The organism is Streptomyces sp. NPDC107498, from assembly GCF_055582805.1.
In genome coordinates this window covers 227,369-248,750 of record NZ_JBVJPE010000011.1, presented here as the reverse complement: position 1 = coordinate 248,750, position 21,382 = coordinate 227,369, and the positions used below count along the sequence as shown (strand labels likewise).

Here is a 21,382-nt window from a genome sequence, read left to right as displayed (position 1 = left end):
ACAGGAGCCGTCGAGCAGTCACAGGAAACGTCGAGCAACCACAGGAACCGTCGAGCCGCCCGGCCCCTCACCGCCCCACCGGCTCGGGCCGGGGCTCCCGCGCCGCCCGCCGACGCCCCGGCACCGAGACGGCCACCAGTCCGCCCAGCAGCAGCACGCCGCCCACGACGGCGACCGACCCCGGCCGTTCGCCGAGCAGCACCACCCCCAGCACGGTGGCGACCAGTGGTTCGGTCAGGCTCAGCGTCCCCACCGTGGCGGCGCTGAGCCGGCCCACGCCCCGCGTGAACAGCAGATACCCCAGGGCCGTCGTCCCCAGCGCCAGCCACCCCACCAGCGCCGCCCCGCGCGCCGTGAACAGCCCCTCCGGGGCGACCACGAGGAACGGCGAGACCACCAGACCGGCGAGCAGCACGCTCACCGGCGCCGCCGCGTCCAGATCGCCGCCCCGCGCGCCCAACTCCTTGGTCGCCGCGATGTAGACGCCGAAGCTCGCACCCGCGACCACCCCGTACCCCACACCGAGGACGTCCGCCCGTCCTCCGCTGCCGGGCACCAGCAACAACCCGATCCCGACGACCGCGCACAGCGTTCCCACCGCCCACCGCCGCGACAGCCGCTCACCGGACAGCACCAGCCCGCACACCCCACTGACCACCGGCACCGTCCCGAACGCCGTCGCCGTCGCCAGCGCCGCCCCCGAACGCTCGACCGCCTGAAGGAAGCACACCTGGAACGCGGCCGTCACCAGCACGCTCACCACGACCCACCGCCGCACCCCCCGCCGCAGCAGGGTGCGCAGCCCGGCCGGCCGCACCGTCACCACCGTCAGCAACAGCCCGCCCGCCAACATCCGGGCCGCTCCCAGCGACACCGGGTGCGCCCCGCTCCCGGCCCAGATCTGCGCCGGCCCCACGGTGCCCCACAACACCGCCGCCACCAGCACCGACACCACACCACTCACGCCGACCCCTCCCTAGGCACAGACGGCGTGAACGTACCGGCGCGGACGGCCCTCCGGCCCCTGGCAGAACCCATGAGATTCGGGCCTCCCCACCGGCGGATGCGGCGACTTCGCACCGTACCGCGCGGTTCCACGGCCGGTGGGCTCAGTACCGGAGGAGCCCCGCGTCGATCCGCTCCCACGCGGCCCGCAGCTCGGCCAGCCGCGCCTGCTCGAACGGCGCCCGGTCCGCCTGCTCGCGGGAGTCCTCCGACAGGCGGAAGAGCTGGTCGCGACCGGACTTGCCCCGGTAGTACTTCCAGTCGCCGCGGCGCAGCGCCCGCTCGCCCCGCACCCGCCAGAACAGGTCCCGCTCCGGCACCTCGGTGCCGCGCAGCAGGTGCCCGGCGAGGCTGGTGCCGTCGAGGGGGTACGCCGGGTGGGGGCGGGCGCCGGCCAGGTCCAGCAGGGTGGCCGTCCAGTCGGGCGTGAACACCGGCAGGTCGCTGACCTGGCCGCCGTCGATCCGGGCGGGCCAGCGCAGGATCGAGGGGACGCGGATGCCGCCCTCCTGGAGCGAGGCCTTGTTCCCGGACAGCGGCCAGTTGTAGGAGAAGCGCTCGCCGCCGTTGTCGCTGGCGAAGAAGACGAGGGTGTCCTGCTCCTGGCCGGAGCGCTTCAGCGCCGCGAGGACCCGGCCGACCGAACGGTCGAGGTCTTCCACCATCTCCTTGTACTTCTCGACGGAGCCGCCGTCCTGGTGCCAGAGGGCGGAGCGGTCGCCGGCCTTGATCCGGCGGACGATCTCGGCGCTCTCCTCCGTGTCGCCGTCGGCGATCCAGGGCCAGTGCGGGGTGGTGAAGTTCAGGTTGAGCAGCCAGGGCTTCCCGTGGTCGCGGCCGACGTACTCGCTCGCCCGCTCGGTGAGGATCCGGGTGTAGTACCGCAGGTCCTTGTACTCGGCGTCGCCCTCGTAGAGGTCGTACTCGCCGCCGAGACCGAGCTTGGAGTAGTACTCCAGGGCCCCGCCGAAGTTGCCGAAGAACTCGTCCCAGCCGGAGCGGGTGGGGGAGTGGTCGGGCAGGTAGCCGCAGTGCCACTTGCCGATGAGGGCGGTGGCGTAGCCGGAGTCACGGAGCAGCGAGGCGAGCGTGGGGTGGGTGGGTTCCAGGCCGGCGGACCTGTCGGCGATCGGTTCGGCGAGCCCGCCCTTCGTACGGCCCGGGTAGCGGCCGGTGTAGAGGCTGAAGCGGGTGGGGGAGCAGGTTGCGGAGCCGGAGTAGGCGTCGGTGAAGCGGACGCCCTCGCGGGCGAGCCGGTCCAGGTGGGGCGTGCGGATGTGCGGGGAGCCGTACGAGGAGAGGTCGGCCCAGCCGAGGTCGTCGCCCAGGACGAAGAGGATGTTGGGCCTGCGGGAGTGGCGGCGCGGGTGCGCCGCCCGGAAGGGACGCTCCCGCGGTTCGGTCGCGGGGGCCGCCTGCGCGGCGGTCGCGGTGGCGCCGAGGGCGGCCGCGGCGGCGGCACCGGCGGCGACCCCTCCGAGGGTGCGGCGGGACAGGGGCGTGGACATGCGGGTCTCCAGAAGGGCGTGCGGACGTGCGGGCATGCCTCCGGGGCCCGGCGGGCGGGGGACGGCGCCGCGGGCGGGGCGGGCGGAGGAGCGTGGGGGACGACCCGGCGAGCGGAAGGGGCCGTCAGGCGCAGCGACAGACCGCGCTCGCGACACGGACGAGGTCCACGTGCCGGCGCTGGACGAGGGTGACCGAGCGGTCACGCGGGGGCTGCATGGGGCAGGAGTCTCGCGGAGCCGGCCGGGGGCGTCAACGGCGTACGGGCAGGTCGACGCGCGTAGTTCGCATGATCGAAACGCCGTCGGCACACCGGGGGCGTTCGGGTACGCACCGGGGGGCGTGCCGGGTGACGGCGTGGAGCGAAGACTCCCCCCGGGGGCGTCAGCCCTCCAGCGCCTCGTCGAGGGTCAGCGCGGCGGTGATCAGCGCGAGGTGGGTGAAGGCCTGCGGGAAGTTGCCGAGCTGTTCGCCGGTCGGGCCGATCTCCTCGGCGAACAGTCCGACGTGGTTGGCGTAGGTGAGCATCTTGTCGAAGGCGTACCGGGCCTTCTCGAGCCGGCCGGCCCGGGCGAGCGCGTCCACGTACAGGAAGCTGCACAGCGAGAAGGTGCCCTCGGAGCCGCGCAGGCCGTCGGGGGAGGCGGCCGGGTCGTAGCGGTAGACCAGGCTGTCCGAGACCAGCTCGCGGTCCATCGCGTCCAGGGTGGACAGCCAGCGCGGGTCGCGCGGCGCGACGAACCGGGTGATCGGCATCATCAGCAGCGAGGCGTCCAGGACCTCGCTGCCGTAGTGCTGCACGAAGGCCTGCCGCCCGGTGGACCAGCCGCGCTCCATCACCTGGTGCAGCACCGCGTCCCGGGCGGCCGTCCAGCGCGGCAGGTCGGCGGGACGGCCGAACTCCCGGGCCATCCGCACCGCGCGGTCGAAGGCGACCCAGCACATCAGCCGGCTGTACGTGAAGTCCTGCCGGCCGCCGCGGGTCTCCCAGATCCCCTCGTCCGGACGGTCCCAGTGCTCGCACAGCCAGTCCACCGTGGCGGCGAAGCGCTGCCAGCCGTCGTAACCGGTCTGCTGCGTCAGGTGGCGGGCCTGCGCGAAGGCGTGGACGGCCTCACCGTAGATGTCCAGCTGGAGCTGGTCGGCGGCGCCGTTGCCGGCCCGGACCGGGGCCGAGCCGCGCCAGCCCTCCAGGTGGTCCAGCACCTCCTCCCCCAGCTCCGGGTCGCCGTCCACCCGGTACATGATCTGCAGCGGCTCGCCGCTGACCGTGCCGCCGGCCTGCAGCCGGGCACCCAGCCAGCGGCGGAAGGCGTCCGCCTCCTCGGTGAAGCCCAGGTCGACCATCGCGCGCACGGACAGCGAGGCGTCCCGGATCCAGGTGTAGCGGTAGTCCCAGTTGCGTTCGCCGCCGACCTGCTCGGGCAGCCCCATGGTGGCGGCGGCCACCGGCGCGCCGGACGGGGCGTACGTGAGCAGCTTCAGCGTGATCGCCGAGCGGTTGACCTGCTCCTGCCAGCGGCCGCGGTAGCGGCAGCGGCCGATCCAGTCGTGCCAGAAGGAGCGGACCGAGTCGAAGGCGGCCCGCAGGCTCGTCTCGTCGGCCGGCTCGGGAGGCTCGGCGCCGGGCGCGTCCAGGGTGAGCACGGCGGCGGCGCGCTGACCGGCGGTCAGCTCCACCTCGGCGCGCACGTCCGGGCCGTCCCGCTCCAGCGCGACGGCCCCGAGCACCTGGAGGTGAGCGGCGGCGGTCGCTCCGGTGAAACGCGCGGTGGCGCCGTCGAGGACCAGCTCGTGCGCCTCCCGCCCGTAGTCGAAGCGCGGCCGGCACTCGACCGCGAAGCGGACGGTGCCGCGGACCACCCGCAGCACCCGGACCAGGGTGTGCCGGTCGACGGGCACGGTCGGGTCCGCGGGCAGCGGCATGAAGTCGGCCACCTCGCCGACCCCGTCGGGGGTGAGGAAGCGGGTGAGTAGCACCGCGCTGTCGGCCAGGTACAGCTGTCGCACCGTCGTGCCGGGCGCCTCCACGGTGATCGAGAAGTGGCCGCCGCGCTCGTGGTCGAGGAGCCGGCCGAAGACGCTCGGGGAGTCGAAGCGGGGCGAGCAGAACCAGTCCACGACGCCCTCGGCCGACACCAGCGCGCACGTCTGCAGGTCTCCGACGAGACCGTGGTCGGCGATCGGCGGGTAGCGGTGCATCGGCGGCGTCCTCGCGGGCTCGGGGCGACAGGCGATCCTGCACCCACCCTCCGGCCGGACGGCCCCCCGGGCCACCGGAGCTGCGCCGATCAAGCGCCGTGGCCGACGGGGGAGAGGGGCGTCGAGGCGGGCGCCGCGGTCGGCGAGGACCTCCTGCGGGGTGCGGCCGCGGGGCCGGTCACCGGGCGAGTTCCCCGAGCGCGGTGGCGGCGAAGCCGTGGTCCTGCTCGGGGGCGCCGCCGCCCACGCCGATCGCGCCGATCAGGCGGCCGTCGCGGTGGACGGGGACGCCGCCGGCGATGAACAGCAGCGGCCGGTCGAGCGCGGTGGGCAGCGAGTGGAACGGTCCGTCGGGCTTGACGAGGTCCACCAGGTCGGCGGTCGGGGCGTTCAGCTGGAGCGCGGTGTACGCCTTGCGCGTGCTGGTCTCGCCCGAGATCAGGACCGCCCGGTCGTCCCGGCGGAAGGCCAGCAGGTGCCCGCCCGCGTCCAGGACGGTGACGCTGACGGCGACCCCGGAGGCCTCGGCGGCGCGGTGGGCGGCGGTGATCAGGGTCTCGGCGTCGGCGGTGCTCAGCGGGGTGACGGGGGTGCTCATGGCGCTTCTCCTTGAGGTGATGGGGGAGGGGGTGGGGGCTCAGTGATGTACGGGGGTACGGACGGCGTCGGCAACGGCACCGGCACTGTCATCGGCCGTGGCACCCGCGTCGGCCGTGGCCGCGGGGGTACGGCGCTCCAGCGCGGCGGACCAGAGGGCGAGGCCCAGGGCGGCGGCGGCGAGGGCGGCGCCGACCCAGTTGGGGGCGGTGTAGCCGAAGCCGGCGGCGATGACGAGGCCACCGAGCCAGGCGGCGAGCGCGTTGCCGAGGTTGAAGGCGCCGATGTTGACGGCGGAGGCCAGCGTCGGTGCGCCGTGGGCCTGGTCGAGGACGCGCTTCTGCAGCGGGGGCACGGTGGCGAAGCCGAGCGCTCCGACGAGGAGGACGGCGATCGCGGCGAGGACCTTGTCGTGGGCGACCACGGTGAAGAGCGCGAGGACGACCGCGAGCCCGCCGAGGGTGGTGTACAGCAGGGGCATCAGCGCGCGGTCGGCGAAGCGGCCGCCCAGCAGGTTGCCGAGGAACATGCCGACGCCGAAGAGCACGAGCAGCCAGGTGACGGAGCCGTCCGCGTAACCGGCGACGTGGGTCATCATCGGGGCGATGTAGGTGATCGCGGCGAAGACGCCGCCGAAGCCGAGCACGGTCATGGCCATCGCGAGCAGGACCTGGGGATTGCGGAAGGCCGTCAGCTCGCCGCGCAGCCGGGTGCCCTCGGGGCGGGGCATGGCGGGTACGAGCTTCGCGATGCCGAGGAGCCCGATCACGCCGAGCGCGGCGACGACGGCGAAGGTGGTGCGCCATCCGATCGTCTGCCCGATGAAGGTGCCGAGCGGCACGCCGACGATGTTGGCGACGGTCAGACCGGTGAACATGGTGGCGATGGCGCCGGCCTTCCTGTCCGGCGCGACCAGGCCGGCGGCGACGACGGAGCCGATGCCGAAGAACGAGCCGTGCGCGAGCGAGGCGACCACCCGGCCGGTCAGCATCAGTCCGAAGCTCGGGGCGACGGCGGAGAGCAGGTTGCCGAGCACGAACAGGCCCATGAGCAGCATGAGCATCCGCTTCCGGCTCACCTTGTTGCCGAGGACGGTCAGCACCGGCGCCCCGATGACGACGCCGAGGGCGTAGCCGGTGACCAGCAGGCCGGCGGTGGGGATGGTGACGCCGTATGCGGAGGCGATGTCGGGCAGCAGGCCCATGACGACGAATTCCGTGGTGCCGATGCCGAAGGCGCCGACAGCCAGGGCGAGGAGTGCGAGCGGCATGGCTCAGCCCTTCCGTAATTGCTTGAGTGAGCTCTTTGCGTGCCTCCACAATAATTGCATGCGCGTTATAATTGCAAGCGCGGGTAGATGGTGCGGTCTGGGTGGTGCTGGTCGTGGACGAAGTCGACCCGGGGACGACGCGGGCTGTTCGGTGTTCCTGGGGCCCGGGACCGCAGTCGAGGGGTGCCGGTGGAGCCCCAGGGCTCCCGCTCGTGTCGGCGGTACGCCGACGAGAGCCGACAAGCGGCCCCCGCCCCGCACCGGCGCTGCCGAACGCGCCGGGCGGCCCGGCCCCTGTGCGGGCGCTCATGGCCGGGGGCGGGATCGCCGCCAGCTGGTCGGCCCCGGCCCGGCGGCGGGTCAGATCCAGCCGCGGCGTGCCGCGACGACACCGGCCTGGAAGCGGTTCACCGCGCCCAGGAGTTCGTGGAGGCGGCTCATGCGCCGGCGCATGGTGCGGACCGACCAGCCGAGCTGGCGGGCTATGGCCTCGTCCTTGAGGCCGCTGACCAGCAGGGTGAGCACCAGGCGGTCCTCCTCGCCGAGCGGGTCCTCGGCGGGGGCGTCGAGAGGCAGGGCCTGTCTCCAGCACAGCTCCCAGTAGTCGGTGAGGGCGTCCAGCAGCGTGGAGGGGCGGATGACCGCGGCGCGCACGCCGTCGAGGTCCAGGGAGAGCGGCATCAGCGCCAGCCGGCGGTCCGCGATGGCCAGTTTGATCCGCAGGCCCGGCATCACCCGGGCCTGTTCGCCACGGCGCACGAGTCCGCGGATGTCCTCCAGCACCCCCGGCCACTCCAGCGCCTCGGGGGCGTAGACCGCGCGGTAGCGCACGCCGCGCCCCAGCGCCGTGCTCTCCACCGGATTGGAGGTGGTCAGCGCGTACGGCGGCCGGTCCAGTGTCATGACGTCCTCGCGCGCCTCCTGCTGGAGGCGGACGAACCAGCGGCCGAGCGCCTCGCGGCCGGTGGCGATCTCCACCTCGTCCTCCCCGGCGGTGCCGGCCTGGGCCGCCGCGAAGAGGCGGGACAGCTCGCCCGCCGCCGAACGGACCCGGTCCAACTCCGCTGTCCTGTTCCGCACCAGGGACTCCACCGCGGCTCCCGGCTCGATCGCCGCGTACCGGCGGCGGACCCCCGCGAGCCGCCCGACCAGGCCGTGGTCGTGCAGCCGGTCCAGCGCCCTGGCGGCGCGGAGGGAGGAGCAGCCGAGGTCGGCGGCGAGCTCGGCCGGGGCCGCCGTGCGCCGGGCCAACACGGCCCGGTAGACGCTCTCGTCGAACGGATCGATGCCTGCCGCGCTGAGCTCGTTCGTCATGTGCGGATCCTGGCCCACTTGTGCCAGGTGCAGCAATGGGCCGCCAAGATCCGTTGTACGGAGAGTGACTTCGGCGCTAGGACTTCTCCCCATGGCCAAGAACCCACGAGGAAGCCGACGTCTGGTGGCCGCCGCGGTCACCACCGTCGCGCTGGCCGGGACGCTCACCGCGACACCCGGCACCGCGACCGCGAAGTCACCCGACCCGAACCAGCGGGTCATCGTCGAGCTGTCCGGAGACGCCGCCGTGGCAGCCGCCCCCGACGGCTCGCTCACCACCCTGACCGCCGGCACCGCCTCCGCCGTCGGCGACGCCCGACGGGCCCTGGCGGCACGGCAGGACACCTTCGTCAGGACCGCACGGCACGCCGGACTCCACCCCGCCGCACCCCGCGGACTCGGCTTGCTCGTCAACGCCGTGGCGATGACGGTGCCCGCCTCCGAGACGGCACGGCTGGCCGCGTTGCCGGGCGTCGTCGCCGTCCGTCCCGACACCCGGATACAGGTGCGCACGGACACCAGCGTCCCGCTGACCGGCGCGCCCGAGGTCTGGAAGCGCCAGGACCCGGCCGGGGTGAAGGCCACCGGCAAGGGCACCGTCGTGGCGGTCCTGGACAGTGGCGTGGACTACGGCCACCCCGACCTGGGCGGCGGCTTCGGCGAGGGCCACAAGGTCGTCGGCGGCTTCGACTTCGCCAACGGCGACGACGACCCGATGGACGACAACGGCCACGGCACCCACGTCGCGGGCATCGTCGCGGGCAAGGCGGCCGGGAAGGGAGGCGTCACCGGCATGGCGCCCGACGCGCGCCTGCTCGCCTACAAGGTCACCGGTGCCGACGGCAGCGGCTACACCTCCGACATCATCGCCGGCATCGAGGCCGCGGCCGATCCGAGCAACCCCCATCCGGCCGACGTCATCAACATGAGCCTCGGCGGCCCCGGTGACGGCACCGACCCGCTGGGCCGCGCGGCGACCGCCGCCGTGCGGGCCGGAGTGGTCGTCGTCGCGGCGGCGGGCAACGCCGGACCCGGCAGCGGCACCGTCAGCACACCGGCGGCGGCCGACGGCGTCATCGCGGTCGGCGCCTCCACCAGCGGACTGCGGGTCCCCAGCGCGTACCTGGCGGGCGAGGAGCCCGAACTGATCCAGACGTACCGGGGCGTCCTGTCCGCGAACCCGCCCCGAGAACCGGTCACCGCGCCGCTCGTGGACGTCGGCGCGGGCACCGCCGAGGACTGGAAGCGGGTCGGTGACGTACGGGGCAAGATCCTGCGGGCCGACATCCTCGTCCCGCCCAGTACGGACGTCCTGAGCCAGAGCGACATCGACTGGGCGCGCGAAGCCGAGAAACGCGGCGCGCTCGCCGTGCTCGGCGGCCTCCCGGACCACGACGGACCCGCGCTCGCCGCCACCCGGGGAACGGCCGAAGCCCGGGAGACCCCCGCCCGCCCCGACCTCGCCCGGACCGCCGCCTCCGGCGACTCGTTGCGCATGGACCGCCTGGTCGTCATGGGCATCGACACGACCCAGTACGCCCAGCTGAGCCGCGAACTGGCCGCCGGAAAGGTGTCCGTCACCCTGCGCGGCACCGACTCCACCGACGAGATCGCCTCGTTCTCCTCGCGCGGACCCGGCACCGGCTTCGGACTCAAACCCGACCTGGTCGCACCCGGCGTGGAGATCCGCTCCTCGGTCCCCACCTCGATGTACGAACCCGGTGTCTACCGCATGTCGGGCACCTCGATGGCGAGCCCGCAGGTCGCCGGAGCCGCCGCCCTGCTGCGCCAACTGCGCCCCGACCAGGACCCCGACGGGATCAGGTCCGCACTGGTCGGCACCGCGAAGCAGCTCGCCGGCACCGGCCCCACCGTCCAGGGCAACGGACGGCTCGACGTGGCCGCCGCGGCGTCGGCCACCCTCATCGCCTCCCCGACGAGCGTGTCGTTCGGCCTCGCCGACCTGGCGGACCGGACCGTCGGCGGCACCGCGAAGGTGCGCCTGGCCAACCCCGGCAGGAAGCCGCTGACCGTCGCCCTCGACAGCACCGGGCCCACCACCGTGTCCCCGCCGCGGGTGACCGTCCCCGCCGGGGGGTCGGCGACCGTCGACGTCACCCTGCGCGCGGACCGCCCGGCCACCGACACGGAGATCAGCGGCCGGATCACGGCCACCCCCGCGCGAGGCCCCGCCCTCCGGGTGCCGTACCTGCTCGTCGTCCGGCACCTGGTCGTCCAGGCGTCCCCCGACCCGAGCGACGGCCGCTCCACCGTGCACGTCGCCGCCCCGGCCGCCCTGAACGCGCCGCCGGAGATCAGGGTCACGCCGCCGCACGGCAAGGCCTTCACGCTGCCCACCACCATGAACGGCGCCGGCTACTACCAGGCCGACGTGACCGGAAAGGCGGCCGGTGCCCACCGGTTGGCCGTGCGGGCCACGACCACCGACGGCCGACGGATCACCGGAACCGGCGCCTTCGAGGTCACCCCCGCCGGCAGCCGCGGCGACCGCTGGGAGCCCATCGGCCCGAACAGCGAGGCCGGTCACGTCGCGCTCTCGCCCGCCCGGCCGAAGCAGGCCGTCGTGACCCAGTTCCGGAAGGCCGCCCCCTGGCTGACCACCGACGGCGGCGCCCACTGGCGCCAGGTCGGCAGGCTGCCGATCGCCGACGGCAACGGCACCGGAGCGGTCGTGGTCGACGCCCGCCGCCCCGATCGCTGGTGGTACGCCGTGAACACGGCCGCCGACCCCACCCGCCGGGGCACGATCCTGCGCACCGACGACAACGGCCGCACCTGGCGCAGGCTCGACGTGCCCGACGCGCACATCGACGGGTTCGTCGCGGACGAGCAGACCCGCACCCTCGCCGCGATCGTCGACGGCACGCTGCTGGTCAGCACGGACGCGGGCGACAGCTGGGCGACGTACCCCACCGGAGTCACCGGTGACGTCCGCGACGCGACCCTCGTCGGCGACACCCTGTACCTGGCGACCTTCGACGCCGTCTGGCGGATCGACGGCGTCGGCAAGGGCGACCCCGGTACGGCGCACCTCGTCCTCGACGAGCCGGTGAACACCATCCGCGGCATGGCGGCCGACTCCACCGTGGTGGCGGCGTACGTCCCCGGTACGGGCGTCCGCGGCTCCTACGACAAGGGCCGCACCTGGTCCACCCTGCTGCCCCTGGCGCAGGGCGGCAACGGACTGTCCGCCTCCGGCGGCGACCTGTACCTGCGCGCGCTGTTCGGCGCCGGGCAGGTGAGCCGCGACCACGGCAGGACCTGGAAGCCCGTGCCCGCGCCCTCGAAGGCGGCCATCGCGATGGACTACGACCGCTGGGCCGACGGCTCGGTGACCGTGTCCAGCGAACAGGACGGCCTGTACCGCGGCTCGGCCGACGGCACCGGATACCGGAGGATCGGCGTCCAGGGCCTGACCGCCTTCGCCCTCGCGGTCGGCGGAGACCAGCTGCTCGCCGGAACGGTGAGCGGCACCTACCGCACCACGATCCCCGTCGCCGGCCCCGAGTGGGGCCGGTCCGGGGCGGAGGGCATGACCGGTCGTCTCACCTCGCACCTCGCCGTCTCGCCCGAGGACACCAAGGTGGTGTGGCAGGTCCGGCGCACCGCGACCGGCCTCTTCGAGGTCTCCCGCAGCGGTGACGCCGGCCGGACCTGGCGGGTGAAGGGCACGTCGTCGGAGATACCGACCTCGATCCTGGTGCACCCGGCCGACCCGGACCGGGTGGCGATCAGCTTCAGGAGCATCTTCGGCGACGGGCTGTTCTCGACGTCCGACGGCGGCAGGACGTGGAAGAACCTCTTCCACGAGAGGTCCTTCGACGCCATGGCCGGTGACCCGCGCGACCCGCGGCGCCTCTGGCTCGGCAACGCCTCGGGCCTCTACCGCTCGGACGACGGCGGCGTCACCAAGACCAAGGTCGCCGAGGGCCCCGTCTCCGCGATCGTGATGGACGGCCGGCGCCTGGTCGTCGGCGGATCGACCGTCCGGGTCGGCACCGATGACGGCAGGACCTTCCGCACCGCGGACACCGGCCCGCTCGCGGTCCACGTCGCGGACCTGCTGCGGGTGGGCGGAGCGCTCTACGCGGCCACCGCCGGCTCGACCGCGTCCGGACTCGTCCAGGGCGGCCGGGGCGTACTGCGCAGCACCGACAATGGCCTCACCTGGGAGAACATCTCGGGCGGTCTGCAGAACACCGACACCACCGAGCTGGCCGCCGCCCCCGACGGCCGCACGCTCTACGTCGGCACGGTCGACGGCGGGGTGCACCGCCTGAAGCTGCGCCGCTGACCCACCCCGCGCGTGACGGGTGCGACTGTACCCGCGCATGACGGGTACGACCGCACGACCGGTGCGAGCGCCGGCCCGGCCCGGAAGCCCCGGGCCGGGCCGGCGCTCGCGCGCGTGACCGCTCGGCGCCGACGGCGAGCCGGACGGTGTCGTCGACGTCCCCGCGCCCGGGACGCACGCCGCGTGAGAACGCGGCGTGCACCACAGTGCGTACGCCGTCGGCGTTCGGCCCTCCTCCGAGGAAGAGCTGCGGATGACCGAGAACCCGTCCGTGCCCGGACCGCGCCGGGACGTGGCGATGCACAACGACTGGTGGGCTTCGGGCTGGGACCACGTCCTGCCCCGCCAGGGCTTCCCTTTGGCGATGCTGGTCAGCACCGCCGCCCAGCCCGACTTCACCGGCTCCCTGGACGACCTGCTGCAGGAGGTCGTCGACGGCCACTGGCACATGATCGGCGGCGACCTGGACGCCGCGCTCACGTTCGCGTGGCCCGATGAGGAGGGGGACCACGAGACCGCGCCGGAGGGACGCGAAGCATACGAGGCGAACAACTGGAAGACGTTCGGCGCCGTGCTCACGGCCGCCGGCTTCCCGGTGCCCACGACCGTGCGGGACCTGTCCGAGCTCTACCTGACGTGGGGTCCGGCGAGCCGTGAGGAAACGCCGGACGGTCCCCGCTGGTCGATGCCCGCCGCACTGCCGCTGCCCGGTGACCTGCTGCCCCTGGACGCCGAACTCGCCGAGCGACTCGACTCGATGCGCTGGACGATGCGCACCGACCCCCTCGTCAACGCGCTGATCCGGCACCTGGTCGACGATCTGGGTGAACCTCAGGAGGTCCTCACCTCACTGGACCGCCTGGCGGCCGCCACCGGCCAGGACGTCGACGACGTCCGTCTCGCCCTCGCGGAACTCGTGGAGTCCGGCGACGCCCAGGTGCGACGCGGGCGGGTTCCCGCCGACGCGGAACGGCTGGAGGCCCATCGGCGCTTCCGCCTGGTCATGGACTGGGACCACTTCCACGGGATCCGGGTGGAGACGATCGTCGTGAACGACGACGCGTGACGGGGAAAGCGCCGGACGGGGTGGGGACGGTGGCACAGGTGTGGGGGCCCGGCGAGCCGGCAGGGCCCCCACACCTTCCCCTGTCTAGGCCGTGGGGCGCAGGAGCGGGGGTGCCAGGCGGCAGTGGACCAGGGTCCTGCGAGGTGCGGGCCGGGACGGTTCGGCGGAGCGGCGGTGCCGTGCCTCCCGGGGTTCCCGGTACGCGAGGAGGACCGCCGCGAGCATCGGGCCGCAGGTCAGGAGCATGAACGTCATGACGTGATCGCTGCCGTCGGTGAACCGGACCGGGCCGGCCGCCGCCCCGCCGCGGCCGCCGCGTTCAGGAGGTGCTGAACGGGCCGGGAGCGGTTCGCCAGTCTGAGACGGCGTCCGCGCCGGGGCCACCAGCGGAGGACGGCGAGGAAGCCGGAGTCGCAGAAGGTGACCCGCGAGGTGTCCAGGACGAGGCCGGTGCAGCCGTGGTCGGCGGCCGAGGCCAACAGAGCCCACAGCGGTGCGGCGCTGGAGCGGTCGATCTCCCCGGCGAGGTGGACGACCAGGGTGTCGCCGAGGGTGGTGCAGGAGTCGATGAGTATGACGCCGGGCGCGGTGTCCGCGCCCGAGTCGTGCACGACGGGAAGGGCGGGGGCGGTGAGGGACGCGGCCAGTATCGGGGCGGTGGTTGAGGTGCTCACATCCCCATCAACGCCCTCCGGCCCGGCCCGGGAAACGGGCCACGCGGCCCTTTCACCCCATGCGACCAGCACCGATCCCCGACAAGGGGGAAAGATTCCACCCGGACGAGGCATACGGGCGCCCCTGCCGGCATCCGCGGTCCGGAAACGCCGCGCGATCCCCGGACTTCCACCGTGACGACAGGCCCTGGGAGACGACGGGCCCTAGGACGGGCGCCCGCCGAACTGCCAGTCGTGCACCTCGATGGCGGCGTACCGGTCCGAAGTGAGGACGGCGCGCGCCGTGGACGGGTCCGGCGCCCGCACCAGCGCCGCCGTGCCCAGCCAGGTGGCGCCGTCGTCGGACAGCAGAGGCCCGTAGGCGATCAGCTCGTTCGGGTCGGCCGGCACGTCGAGGTCGGCGGCCCGTCCCGTGCCGAGGCCCAGCACCAGGTAGCGGTTGCCGCCCGTCCGGCCGCCGGGAAACTCCCCCATGGTGCGCCCCAGCGCGTTGCGCCACCGACGCAGCATCACGTCCCGGTAGGCGCCGGCCTGGTAGTTCGGCTCGTCGAACGCGAAGGCGCGGGCGGCGGCGGGATCCGGCAGGTCGAGGATGTGCACGCTTCCGGTGAGCGTCTCGCCGTCGTCGGCGAAGGTCGGGCCCCGGGCGATCATCTCCTTCGCGTACTGATCCATGTAGGACCAGTGCGCCTCGTTCAGCTCGTGGCGCAGCGGCAGCGAGCCGGGCCGGTCACGGTGGTAGCAGAGGAATTCCATCTCCCGAAGATTTCCTCACACGGGCGTCCGGGTCGAGCGGTTTTCCCCGGAGGGCCGTTCCGCCCCGCGCGCGGCGCCGTCCGTCCGACGGGGCGGTGGGCGCCGTGTGCGGGTTCCGGTGTCAGCCCGCCGGGGTGAGTCCGCCGCTGAGGGAGTCGTGCAGGCCGGCACTGGGCCCGTTGAGGCCCGTGATCTCCACGGTCTTGCCGCGCTGGGCGTAACGGTGCTCGATCGCGTCGAGCGCCGCCACCGAGGAGGCGTCCCAGATGTGGGCGGCGGAGAGGTCGATGACGACCCTGTCGGGGTCGCCGGCGTAGTCGAAGCGGCCGACGAGCTCGTTGGAGGAGGCGAAGAACAGCTGGCCGGTGACCGCGTAGACGACCTGGCCGCCGTCGGGGTCGGTGACCGCGGTGACGTCCGCGAGCCGGGCGACACGCCTGGCGAAGACGACCGTCGCGGTGACGGACCCCGTGACCACCCCTACGGCGAGGTTGTGGGTGGCGACGACGCACACCACGGTGACGGCCATGACGACGATCTCGCCCGCGGGCATCCGCTTCAGCGTCCGGGGCGCGACGGAGTGCCAGTCGAAGGTCGCGAAGCAGACCATGACCATGACGGCGACCAGGGCGGCCATCGGGATGTCGGAGACGACCGGTCCGAAGGCGATGCACAGCACCATCAGGAACGCGCCCGCGAGGAAGGTGGACAGGCGGGTCCGGGCACCGGAGACCTTCACGTTGATCATGGTCTGGCCGATCATGGCGCAGCCGCCCATGCCGCCGAGGAAGCCGGTGACGATGTTCGCGATGCCCTGCCCGACGGCCTCCCGGGTCTTCGAGGAGCGGGTGTCGGTGATCTCGTCGACGAGCTGAGCCGTCATCAGCGACTCCATCAGTCCGACGAGCGCCATGGCGAAGGCGTACGGGGCGACGGTGGCCAAGGTGCCGAGCGTGAAGGGCACGTCGGGCAGGCCGGGGACGGGCAGCGAGGACGGCAGCGCGCCCTCGTCGCCCACGGTCGGCACGGTGATGCCCGCGGCGACGGTGATCACCGTGAGGATCGCGATCGAGACCAGCGGGGCCGGAACCGCGGTGGTGATCCTCGGGAACAGGACCATGAGTGCCAGACCGGCGGCGAAGAGGAGGTACACGGCCCACGGCACGTGCCACAGCTGCGGAATCTGGGCCATGAACACCAGGATCGCCAGGGAATTGACGAAACCGACCATCACCGGGCGCGGGATGAACCGCATCAGCCTGCCCACGCCCAGCGCGCCCAGCACGATCTGGAAGGCGCCGGCCAGGATGACCGCCGCCACCAGATGACCGAAGCCGTACTGCCGGTTGAGCGGGCCGATGACCAGGGCCACCGCCCCCGTGGCGGCGGAGATCATCGCGGGCCGGCCGCCGACGACGGCGATCGTGACCGCCATCGTGAAGGAGGCGAACAGACCGATCGCCGGATCCACCCCGGCGATGATCGAGAAGGAGATCGCCTCGGGGATCAGCGCCAGCGCGACCACCAGGCCGGCCGGCACTTCGGTGCGCAGCACCTTCGGTGACAGCCAGGACGGACGGGAGAAGCGCGGCCGCGGGGACATGGAAACGGCGGAGTCGGGCAAGGCGGGCAGACCTGTCGGGCGGGCACACCGCCGACAGGCAGGCGAGCGTACGGGAGTGGGGACGGCCCTCCACGGTACCGGCGTCGAGCCCCGACGGAACACGGGCCCTGGGGGAAGGGGGCGGGTGCGGGTACGACAGAGGGGCGGCCCGCCGTGGCGGGGCCGCCCCTTCTCTGCCGGACGCGGTCCGTGCGTTCGTGGCGTCAGTGCTTGAAGGCGTCCTTCGCCTTCTCCTTGGCGCCGCGCGCGTCGCCCTTCGCCTGGTCGGCCCGGCCCTCCGCCTCGAGGCGCTCGTCACCGGTCATCCGCCCGGCCGCTTCCTTGACCTTGCCCTTGGCCTGCTCGCTCTTGGCCTTCATCTTCTGCTCACCGGACACGGACGATCACTCCTTCTCCGTTCAGCACATCTGACGAGAAGACTCCTGGCCGGAAAGCGCGACGACAAACCCGGAAAGGGAAATTGATTTCCTTCCTCCTGTCGCACCCGAGATCGGGTGCATGAGCCGTCGGGGCCGGGGCAAGCGGAGTCCAAGCGGGCCGGGCCCGCGGTGAAACGCACACGGAAGAGAAGAACGGCCGCGATTCGCAGGCCGTCCCCGTCCACCGGAGGAGTTGTTTTCGCGTGACTGAGCACGTGTGGAGCTACAAGTCGACCGCGGGCCACCTGGCCGGCACCGATCTGACCGGCTACGGGGTCGAGGCGATCGACGGCAGCATCGGGAAGGTGGACAAGCACTCCGACGAGGTCGACGACGCCTACCTGGTCGTGGACACCGGGGTCTGGATCTTCGGCAAGGAGGTCCTCCTGCCGGCCGCCACCGTGGTCCGGATCGACCTGGACGAGCGGAAGATCTTCGTCGACCGGACGAAGGAACAGGTCAAGGACGCTCCCGAGTTCCACCGCGACAAGCACCTCGGTGATTCCGACTACCGCCGTGAACTGGGCGCGTACTACGGACTGGGGGGCCCGTTCGGAGGCCCGATGGTCTGAACCCCCGTGTCAAGGGAGGGCCCGAACTCGACGAGTTCGGGCCCTCCCTTCGTGCTTTCCCGGCCCCGTGCTTTCCGGCCCCGTTCTTTCCCGGCCCGAGGAGAACGGGCGAAAGCGGTGGGGCGAATGCCGAAAGCGCCGGGACGCACATCCAGAGCGCGGGGTGGATTCCGAAAGCGCCCGGGGTGAACCACGGATCGGCGGGTAGCGGGGACGTGTACGAGAAAAGACCGAGGAGGAGAGGCATGTCCCAGGGAAACCGTGAGGCGTCGCAGACCGGTGGCCGTCCGAAGACCGCGGCCGAGGAGGTCCTCCAGGAGGTCGAGGAGGCGGAGACGGACCTGCGGGAGGACGACGACCGGGACGGCGAGGCGGCCGACGCCCTTTCGCCCAGCCGAAGCGCGCAGGAGGACGCGCGGCGGCGGGCGAGCGGGACGGATCCGGAGAACGGCCGGGCCTGAGCGGAGGGCGGAGCCCTTCGCCGGGTTCGAGCCCTTCACCGGGTTCCTGATGGTTTTCGGCCCGGGACGGAACACGTGTTCCGTCCCGGGCCGAAAACCATCAGGAACCCGGCACCCGGCCGGTGCGTTCCCCCACCTGTGGCCGGGCGCCGGGCTCACCGCGGCGACACCGCTCAGCCGTCGCCCGACGGGAGGTTCTCCTTGATCTTGGCGATGGCGAAGCCCCAGCCCTGGGCCACCGTCGGCTTGCCGGGCACGGCCACTTCGGAGGGGTTGGTCACCACGTCCAGGAGCACCGGCCCGGGATCGGCGAGCGCCTGGCGCACGGCCTCGTCCAGTTCCGCGGGTTCGGTGACGCGGATGCCGCGGATCCCGAGGGCTTCGGCCACGGCGGAGAAGTCGGGGTTGTCGAGGACCGTCCCGAACTCGGGAAGCCCGGCCTGTTCCTGTTCGAGCTTGACCATGCCGAGACGGCGGTTGTCGAAGACCACGAGCTTGACCGGCAGCCGCTCGGTCCGGATGGTCATGAGGTCGCCCAGCAGCATGCTCAGGCCGCCGTCGCCGCAGAACGCCACGACCTGCCGGTCCGGTGCCCACAGCTGGGCGCCGATGGCCTGGGGCATGGCGTTGGCCATGGAGCCGAGGTTGTACGAGCCGATCAGTCGGCGGCTGCCGCGCATGCTGACGAAACGCGACAGCCAGACCGTGGCCATGCCGGTGTCGGAGGTGAAGATCGCGTCGTCGGCCGCGTGACGGTCCACCGCCGCCGCCAGTGCCTCCGGACGGATCTCCTCGACCCGGTTGTCGAACACCGCCCGCACCCGCCCGAGGAGACGCTTGTCGTGGGCGGGGTCGGCCAGGGCGGCCTGGCCCTCCTGCCACCGCAGGAAGCGCTCGCGGGCCTCGTCGAGGTGGGTGCGGGAGTCGATCGGGGCGAGCAGCGGCAGCAGGGCCCGCAGCGTCGCGCCGACGTCCCCGGCCAGCCCCACGTCCACCGGGACCCGGCGCCCCAGATGTTCCTCCCGGACGTCGATCTGCACGACCCGGCAGTCGTCCGGGTACCAGTCGCGGTAGGGGAAGTCGGTGCCCAGCAGGATCAGCGTGTCGCAGGTGTCCAGGGCGTGGGCGGCGGCCGGATTGCCGATCAGGCCCGTCTGGCCGACCTCGTACGGGTTGTCCTCCTCGAAGCCCTCCTTGCCCTTGAGCGTGAGCACCATCGGTGCCGAGAGGAGCTCGGCGGTGCGCAGCACCTCCTCGCGGGAGTCCCGGGCACCGCGACCCACGAGCAGGGTGACCCGGGAGCCGGCGGCGATCGCCTCCGCCGCCTCGGCCAGCGCCGGGTCGTCGGGCCGGGTCACGGCCGGGCGGGGCAGCGCGAACCTGGGCGGCCGGTCGTCCTCGACCTTCTGGTCGCCGAGGTCGCCCGGGACGGTCAGCACCGCCACGCCCCGGCGGGTCACGGCCGCCCGCACCGCGGACTCCAGCAGCCTCGGCATCTGGGTGGGGGAGGTCACCGTGGCCCGGTACACGGCCACGTCCCGGAACAGGAGGTCGTTGTCCACCTCCTGGAAGTAGTCGCCTCCCACTTCCGACAACGGCACCTGGCCGCAGATGGCCAGGACGGGGGCGCCGCTCTTGGCGGCGTCGTACAACCCGTTCAGGAGGTGGACCGATCCCGGCCCCACGGTGCCCATGCAGACGCCGAGCTCGCCCGACAGCTGGGCGTGCGCGCCGGCGGCGAAGGCCGCGGCCTCCTCGTGGCGGAAGCCGGTCCACTCGATGCCGTCCGTGACCCGGATGGCATCGGTGAGGGGGTTGAGGGCGTCGCCGACCACGCCGAAGACGTGGTCGACACCGAGGTCCGCGAGACCGTCGACGATCACCTGGGCGACGGTACGGGTCATGGGGTCTCCTTTCACGAAGGGCGACGACCGGGTCACCGGGGGGCGAACCGGTCAGGGTGGGCCGCCTTCCAGTCGTCTGCCCACGAAGACGGGACCGACGCCGACATGAGGAGCTGTCCGGCTTCGAGCGGCGTGTACAGGTCGGCATGGGACCGGACGGTGTCCGGATCGACCCGGCGCAGCAGCATGTCGGGCGTCAGGCCGCTCGGTTCGTCGACGCCCATGGCGGCCATGATCTGCAGGGCGCTCTTGACGGTCGCCTCCTGGAAGCGCTGGACGCGGCGCGCCTTGTCCTCGACGTCCAGGGCCCGGGCGCGCCGGGGGTCCTGGGTGGCGACCCCGACGGGGCAGGTGTTGGTGTGGCAGCGCTGGGCCTGGACGCACCCCAGGGCGAACATCATGGCCCGGGCGGAGTTGGTGTAGTCGGCGCCCTGGATCAACCGCTTGACGATGTCGCTGCCGGTGGCGACCTTGCCGGAGGCGCCGATCCGGATCCGGTCGCGCAGTCCCGTGCCGACGAGGGCCCGGTGGACCGTCGTCAGCCCCTCGGTGAGGGGGAGCCCGACGGTGTCCGCGAACTCCAACGGCGCGGCCCCGGTGCCGCCTTCGGCCCCGTCGACGACGATGAAGTCGGGCGTGACGTCCTCCTCCAGCATCGCCTTGCAGACGGCGAGGAACTCGCGGCGCGATCCGACGCACAGCTTGAATCCGACCGGCTTGCCCCCGGCGAGCTCCCGCATCCGGCCCAGGAAGCGCACGAGCTCCCTGGGGGTCCGGTAGACGCGGTGGTACGGCGGGGAGAGCACGGTGCGGCCCTCGGGGACGCCCCGGACCGAGGCGATCTCCCGGGTGACCTTGGGACCGGGCAGCACGCCCCCGATGCCGGGCTTGGCTCCCTGGCTGATCTTCAGCAGGACGCAGGCGACCTGGTCGAGGGCGGCCTTCTCGGCGAACTTCTCCGGATCGAAGTCGCCGTCCTCCGTACGACAGCCGAAGTAACCCGTGCCGATCTCCCAGACCAGGTCCCCACCGGGGGCCAGGTGGTGCTCCGACATCCCGCCCTCACCGGTGTCGTGGGCGAAGCCGCCGCGCCGGGCGCCCTCGTTCAGGGCCCGGACCGCCCGGTCCGACAGGGAGCCGAAGCTCATCGCGGACACGTTGAGCAGGGCCATGTCGTAGGGCCTGGTGCAGTCGGGGCCGCCGATCCGGACCCGGGGCGGCCGCGTGGGCACCGGGCGCGGGGACATGGAGGGGACGAGGTAGTCGGTGCCCGGCCGGTCCAGCTCCAGCTCCGTGCCGAAGGGGTCCTCGGCGTCGGTGCCCTTGGCCCGTTCGTAGACGATGGAGCGCGTGTCCCGGTCGAAGGGGGCGCCGTCGACGTTCCGCTCGACGAAGTACTGCTGCACCTCGGGGCGGATCTTCTCCATCGCGAACCGCAGGTGTCCCAGGACCGGGTAGTTGCGCAGGATCGAGTGGCGCCGCTGGAGCAGGTCGTACGACGCCGCCGCGGCGAGCAGGAGTGAGGGGCCGGCCGCGCACCACCACCACGGGGACACCAGGACGGCCAGGAGGCCGGTGGCCAGGGCGGCGATGACCGGGAGACCGGCGAGAAGAAGCGTCACCATGCGGGGCCGTCTGTCCCGGATCGGTCGGCACAAGCGTGCCGCCGGGAGGGCGCCCGGCGGGACGGACGAGGT

At 73.2% G+C, this 21,382-nt stretch carries 18 protein-coding genes; 4 read left to right on the top strand and 14 right to left on the bottom strand.

Annotated elements, in window-relative coordinates; genetic code table 11:
• Positions 1 to 67: 67 nt before the first annotated feature.
• The 7 genes from ACZ66Z_RS21285 to ACZ66Z_RS21255 all read right to left on the bottom strand — a co-directional run bounded on the left by ACZ66Z_RS21285 (position 68) and on the right by ACZ66Z_RS21255 (position 7,894).
• Positions 68 to 964, bottom strand: coding sequence for a DMT family transporter (locus ACZ66Z_RS21285; protein WP_469936124.1), 897 nt, complete (start codon positions 962 to 964; stop codon positions 68 to 70).
• A 145-nt stretch (positions 965 to 1,109) separates the two neighbouring features.
• Positions 1,110 to 2,513, bottom strand: a complete 1,404-nt coding sequence (locus tag ACZ66Z_RS21280; RefSeq protein ID WP_469936122.1) for a sulfatase family protein — start codon at positions 2,511 to 2,513, stop codon at positions 1,110 to 1,112.
• A 124-nt stretch (positions 2,514 to 2,637) separates the two neighbouring features.
• A complete protein-coding gene (locus ACZ66Z_RS21275; RefSeq protein WP_352028280.1) occupies positions 2,638 to 2,730 on the bottom strand; it encodes a putative leader peptide in 93 nt (30 codons plus the stop codon).
• A gap of 165 nt (positions 2,731 to 2,895) precedes the next feature.
• Entirely contained in the window at positions 2,896 to 4,713 is a 1,818-nt protein-coding gene (locus ACZ66Z_RS21270) for a glycoside hydrolase family 15 protein (RefSeq protein ID WP_469936120.1), read from the bottom strand.
• A gap of 178 nt (positions 4,714 to 4,891) precedes the next feature.
• Positions 4,892 to 5,311 (bottom strand): GlcG/HbpS family heme-binding protein, encoded by a 420-nt coding sequence (locus tag ACZ66Z_RS21265; protein WP_469936118.1) that lies wholly within the window; start codon positions 5,309 to 5,311, stop codon positions 4,892 to 4,894.
• 39 nt (positions 5,312 to 5,350) lie between these two features.
• Positions 5,351 to 6,580, bottom strand: a complete 1,230-nt coding sequence (locus ACZ66Z_RS21260) for an MFS transporter (protein WP_469936116.1) — start codon at positions 6,578 to 6,580, stop codon at positions 5,351 to 5,353.
• Positions 6,581 to 6,940: 360 nt separating this feature from the next.
• Positions 6,941 to 7,894 (bottom strand): helix-turn-helix domain-containing protein, encoded by a 954-nt coding sequence (locus ACZ66Z_RS21255; RefSeq protein WP_469936114.1) that lies wholly within the window; start codon positions 7,892 to 7,894, stop codon positions 6,941 to 6,943.
• 91 nt (positions 7,895 to 7,985) lie between these two features.
• Between ACZ66Z_RS21255 and ACZ66Z_RS21250 the strand changes: the two genes are divergently transcribed.
• Both ACZ66Z_RS21250 and ACZ66Z_RS21245 read left to right on the top strand, forming a co-directional pair.
• Positions 7,986 to 12,209: a S8 family serine peptidase gene (locus ACZ66Z_RS21250; RefSeq protein ID WP_469936112.1), complete on the top strand. Its 4,224-nt coding sequence runs from the start codon at positions 7,986 to 7,988 to the stop codon at positions 12,207 to 12,209.
• 253 nt (positions 12,210 to 12,462) lie between these two features.
• A complete protein-coding gene (locus ACZ66Z_RS21245; RefSeq protein ID WP_469936110.1) occupies positions 12,463 to 13,275 on the top strand; it encodes a DUF6042 family protein in 813 nt (270 codons plus the stop codon).
• Positions 13,276 to 13,359: 84 nt separating this feature from the next.
• Here the strand turns inward: ACZ66Z_RS21245 and ACZ66Z_RS21240 are convergent, their stop codons facing one another.
• The 5 genes from ACZ66Z_RS21240 to ACZ66Z_RS21220 all read right to left on the bottom strand — a co-directional run bounded on the left by ACZ66Z_RS21240 (position 13,360) and on the right by ACZ66Z_RS21220 (position 16,706).
• On the bottom strand, positions 13,360 to 13,530 hold the full coding sequence (locus ACZ66Z_RS21240; protein ID WP_469936108.1) for a hypothetical protein: 171 nt from the start codon (positions 13,528 to 13,530) through the stop codon (positions 13,360 to 13,362).
• Positions 13,527 to 13,949: an STAS domain-containing protein gene (locus ACZ66Z_RS21235; RefSeq protein WP_469936106.1), complete on the bottom strand. Its 423-nt coding sequence runs from the start codon at positions 13,947 to 13,949 to the stop codon at positions 13,527 to 13,529. Before ACZ66Z_RS21235 ends, ACZ66Z_RS21240 begins: the two co-directional genes overlap by 4 nt.
• A 204-nt stretch (positions 13,950 to 14,153) precedes the next feature.
• Positions 14,154 to 14,705, bottom strand: a complete 552-nt coding sequence (locus ACZ66Z_RS21230; RefSeq protein ID WP_469936104.1) for a YciI family protein — start codon at positions 14,703 to 14,705, stop codon at positions 14,154 to 14,156.
• A gap of 121 nt (positions 14,706 to 14,826) precedes the next feature.
• Positions 14,827 to 16,308 (bottom strand): SulP family inorganic anion transporter, encoded by a 1,482-nt coding sequence (locus tag ACZ66Z_RS21225; RefSeq protein ID WP_469936102.1) that lies wholly within the window; start codon positions 16,306 to 16,308, stop codon positions 14,827 to 14,829.
• Between the two features lie 224 nt (positions 16,309 to 16,532).
• Positions 16,533 to 16,706, bottom strand: coding sequence for a CsbD family protein (locus ACZ66Z_RS21220; RefSeq protein ID WP_469936100.1), 174 nt, complete (start codon positions 16,704 to 16,706; stop codon positions 16,533 to 16,535).
• Between the two features lie 245 nt (positions 16,707 to 16,951).
• Between ACZ66Z_RS21220 and ACZ66Z_RS21215 the strand changes: the two genes are divergently transcribed.
• Together ACZ66Z_RS21215 and ACZ66Z_RS21210 are read left to right on the top strand one after the other, a co-directional pair.
• A complete protein-coding gene (locus tag ACZ66Z_RS21215) occupies positions 16,952 to 17,320 on the top strand; it encodes a PRC-barrel domain-containing protein (RefSeq protein ID WP_469936098.1) in 369 nt (122 codons plus the stop codon).
• 245 nt (positions 17,321 to 17,565) lie between these two features.
• Entirely contained in the window at positions 17,566 to 17,781 is a 216-nt protein-coding gene (locus ACZ66Z_RS21210; protein WP_469936097.1) for a hypothetical protein, read from the top strand.
• 173 nt (positions 17,782 to 17,954) lie between these two features.
• Here the strand turns inward: ACZ66Z_RS21210 and ACZ66Z_RS21205 are convergent, their stop codons facing one another.
• Together ACZ66Z_RS21205 and ACZ66Z_RS21200 are read right to left on the bottom strand one after the other, a co-directional pair.
• Entirely contained in the window at positions 17,955 to 19,685 is a 1,731-nt protein-coding gene (locus tag ACZ66Z_RS21205) for a thiamine pyrophosphate-dependent enzyme (RefSeq protein ID WP_469936095.1), read from the bottom strand.
• A 32-nt stretch (positions 19,686 to 19,717) separates the two neighbouring features.
• Positions 19,718 to 21,310 (bottom strand): FMN-binding glutamate synthase family protein, encoded by a 1,593-nt coding sequence (locus tag ACZ66Z_RS21200; protein ID WP_469936093.1) that lies wholly within the window; start codon positions 21,308 to 21,310, stop codon positions 19,718 to 19,720.
• Positions 21,311 to 21,382 lie beyond the last annotated feature (72 nt).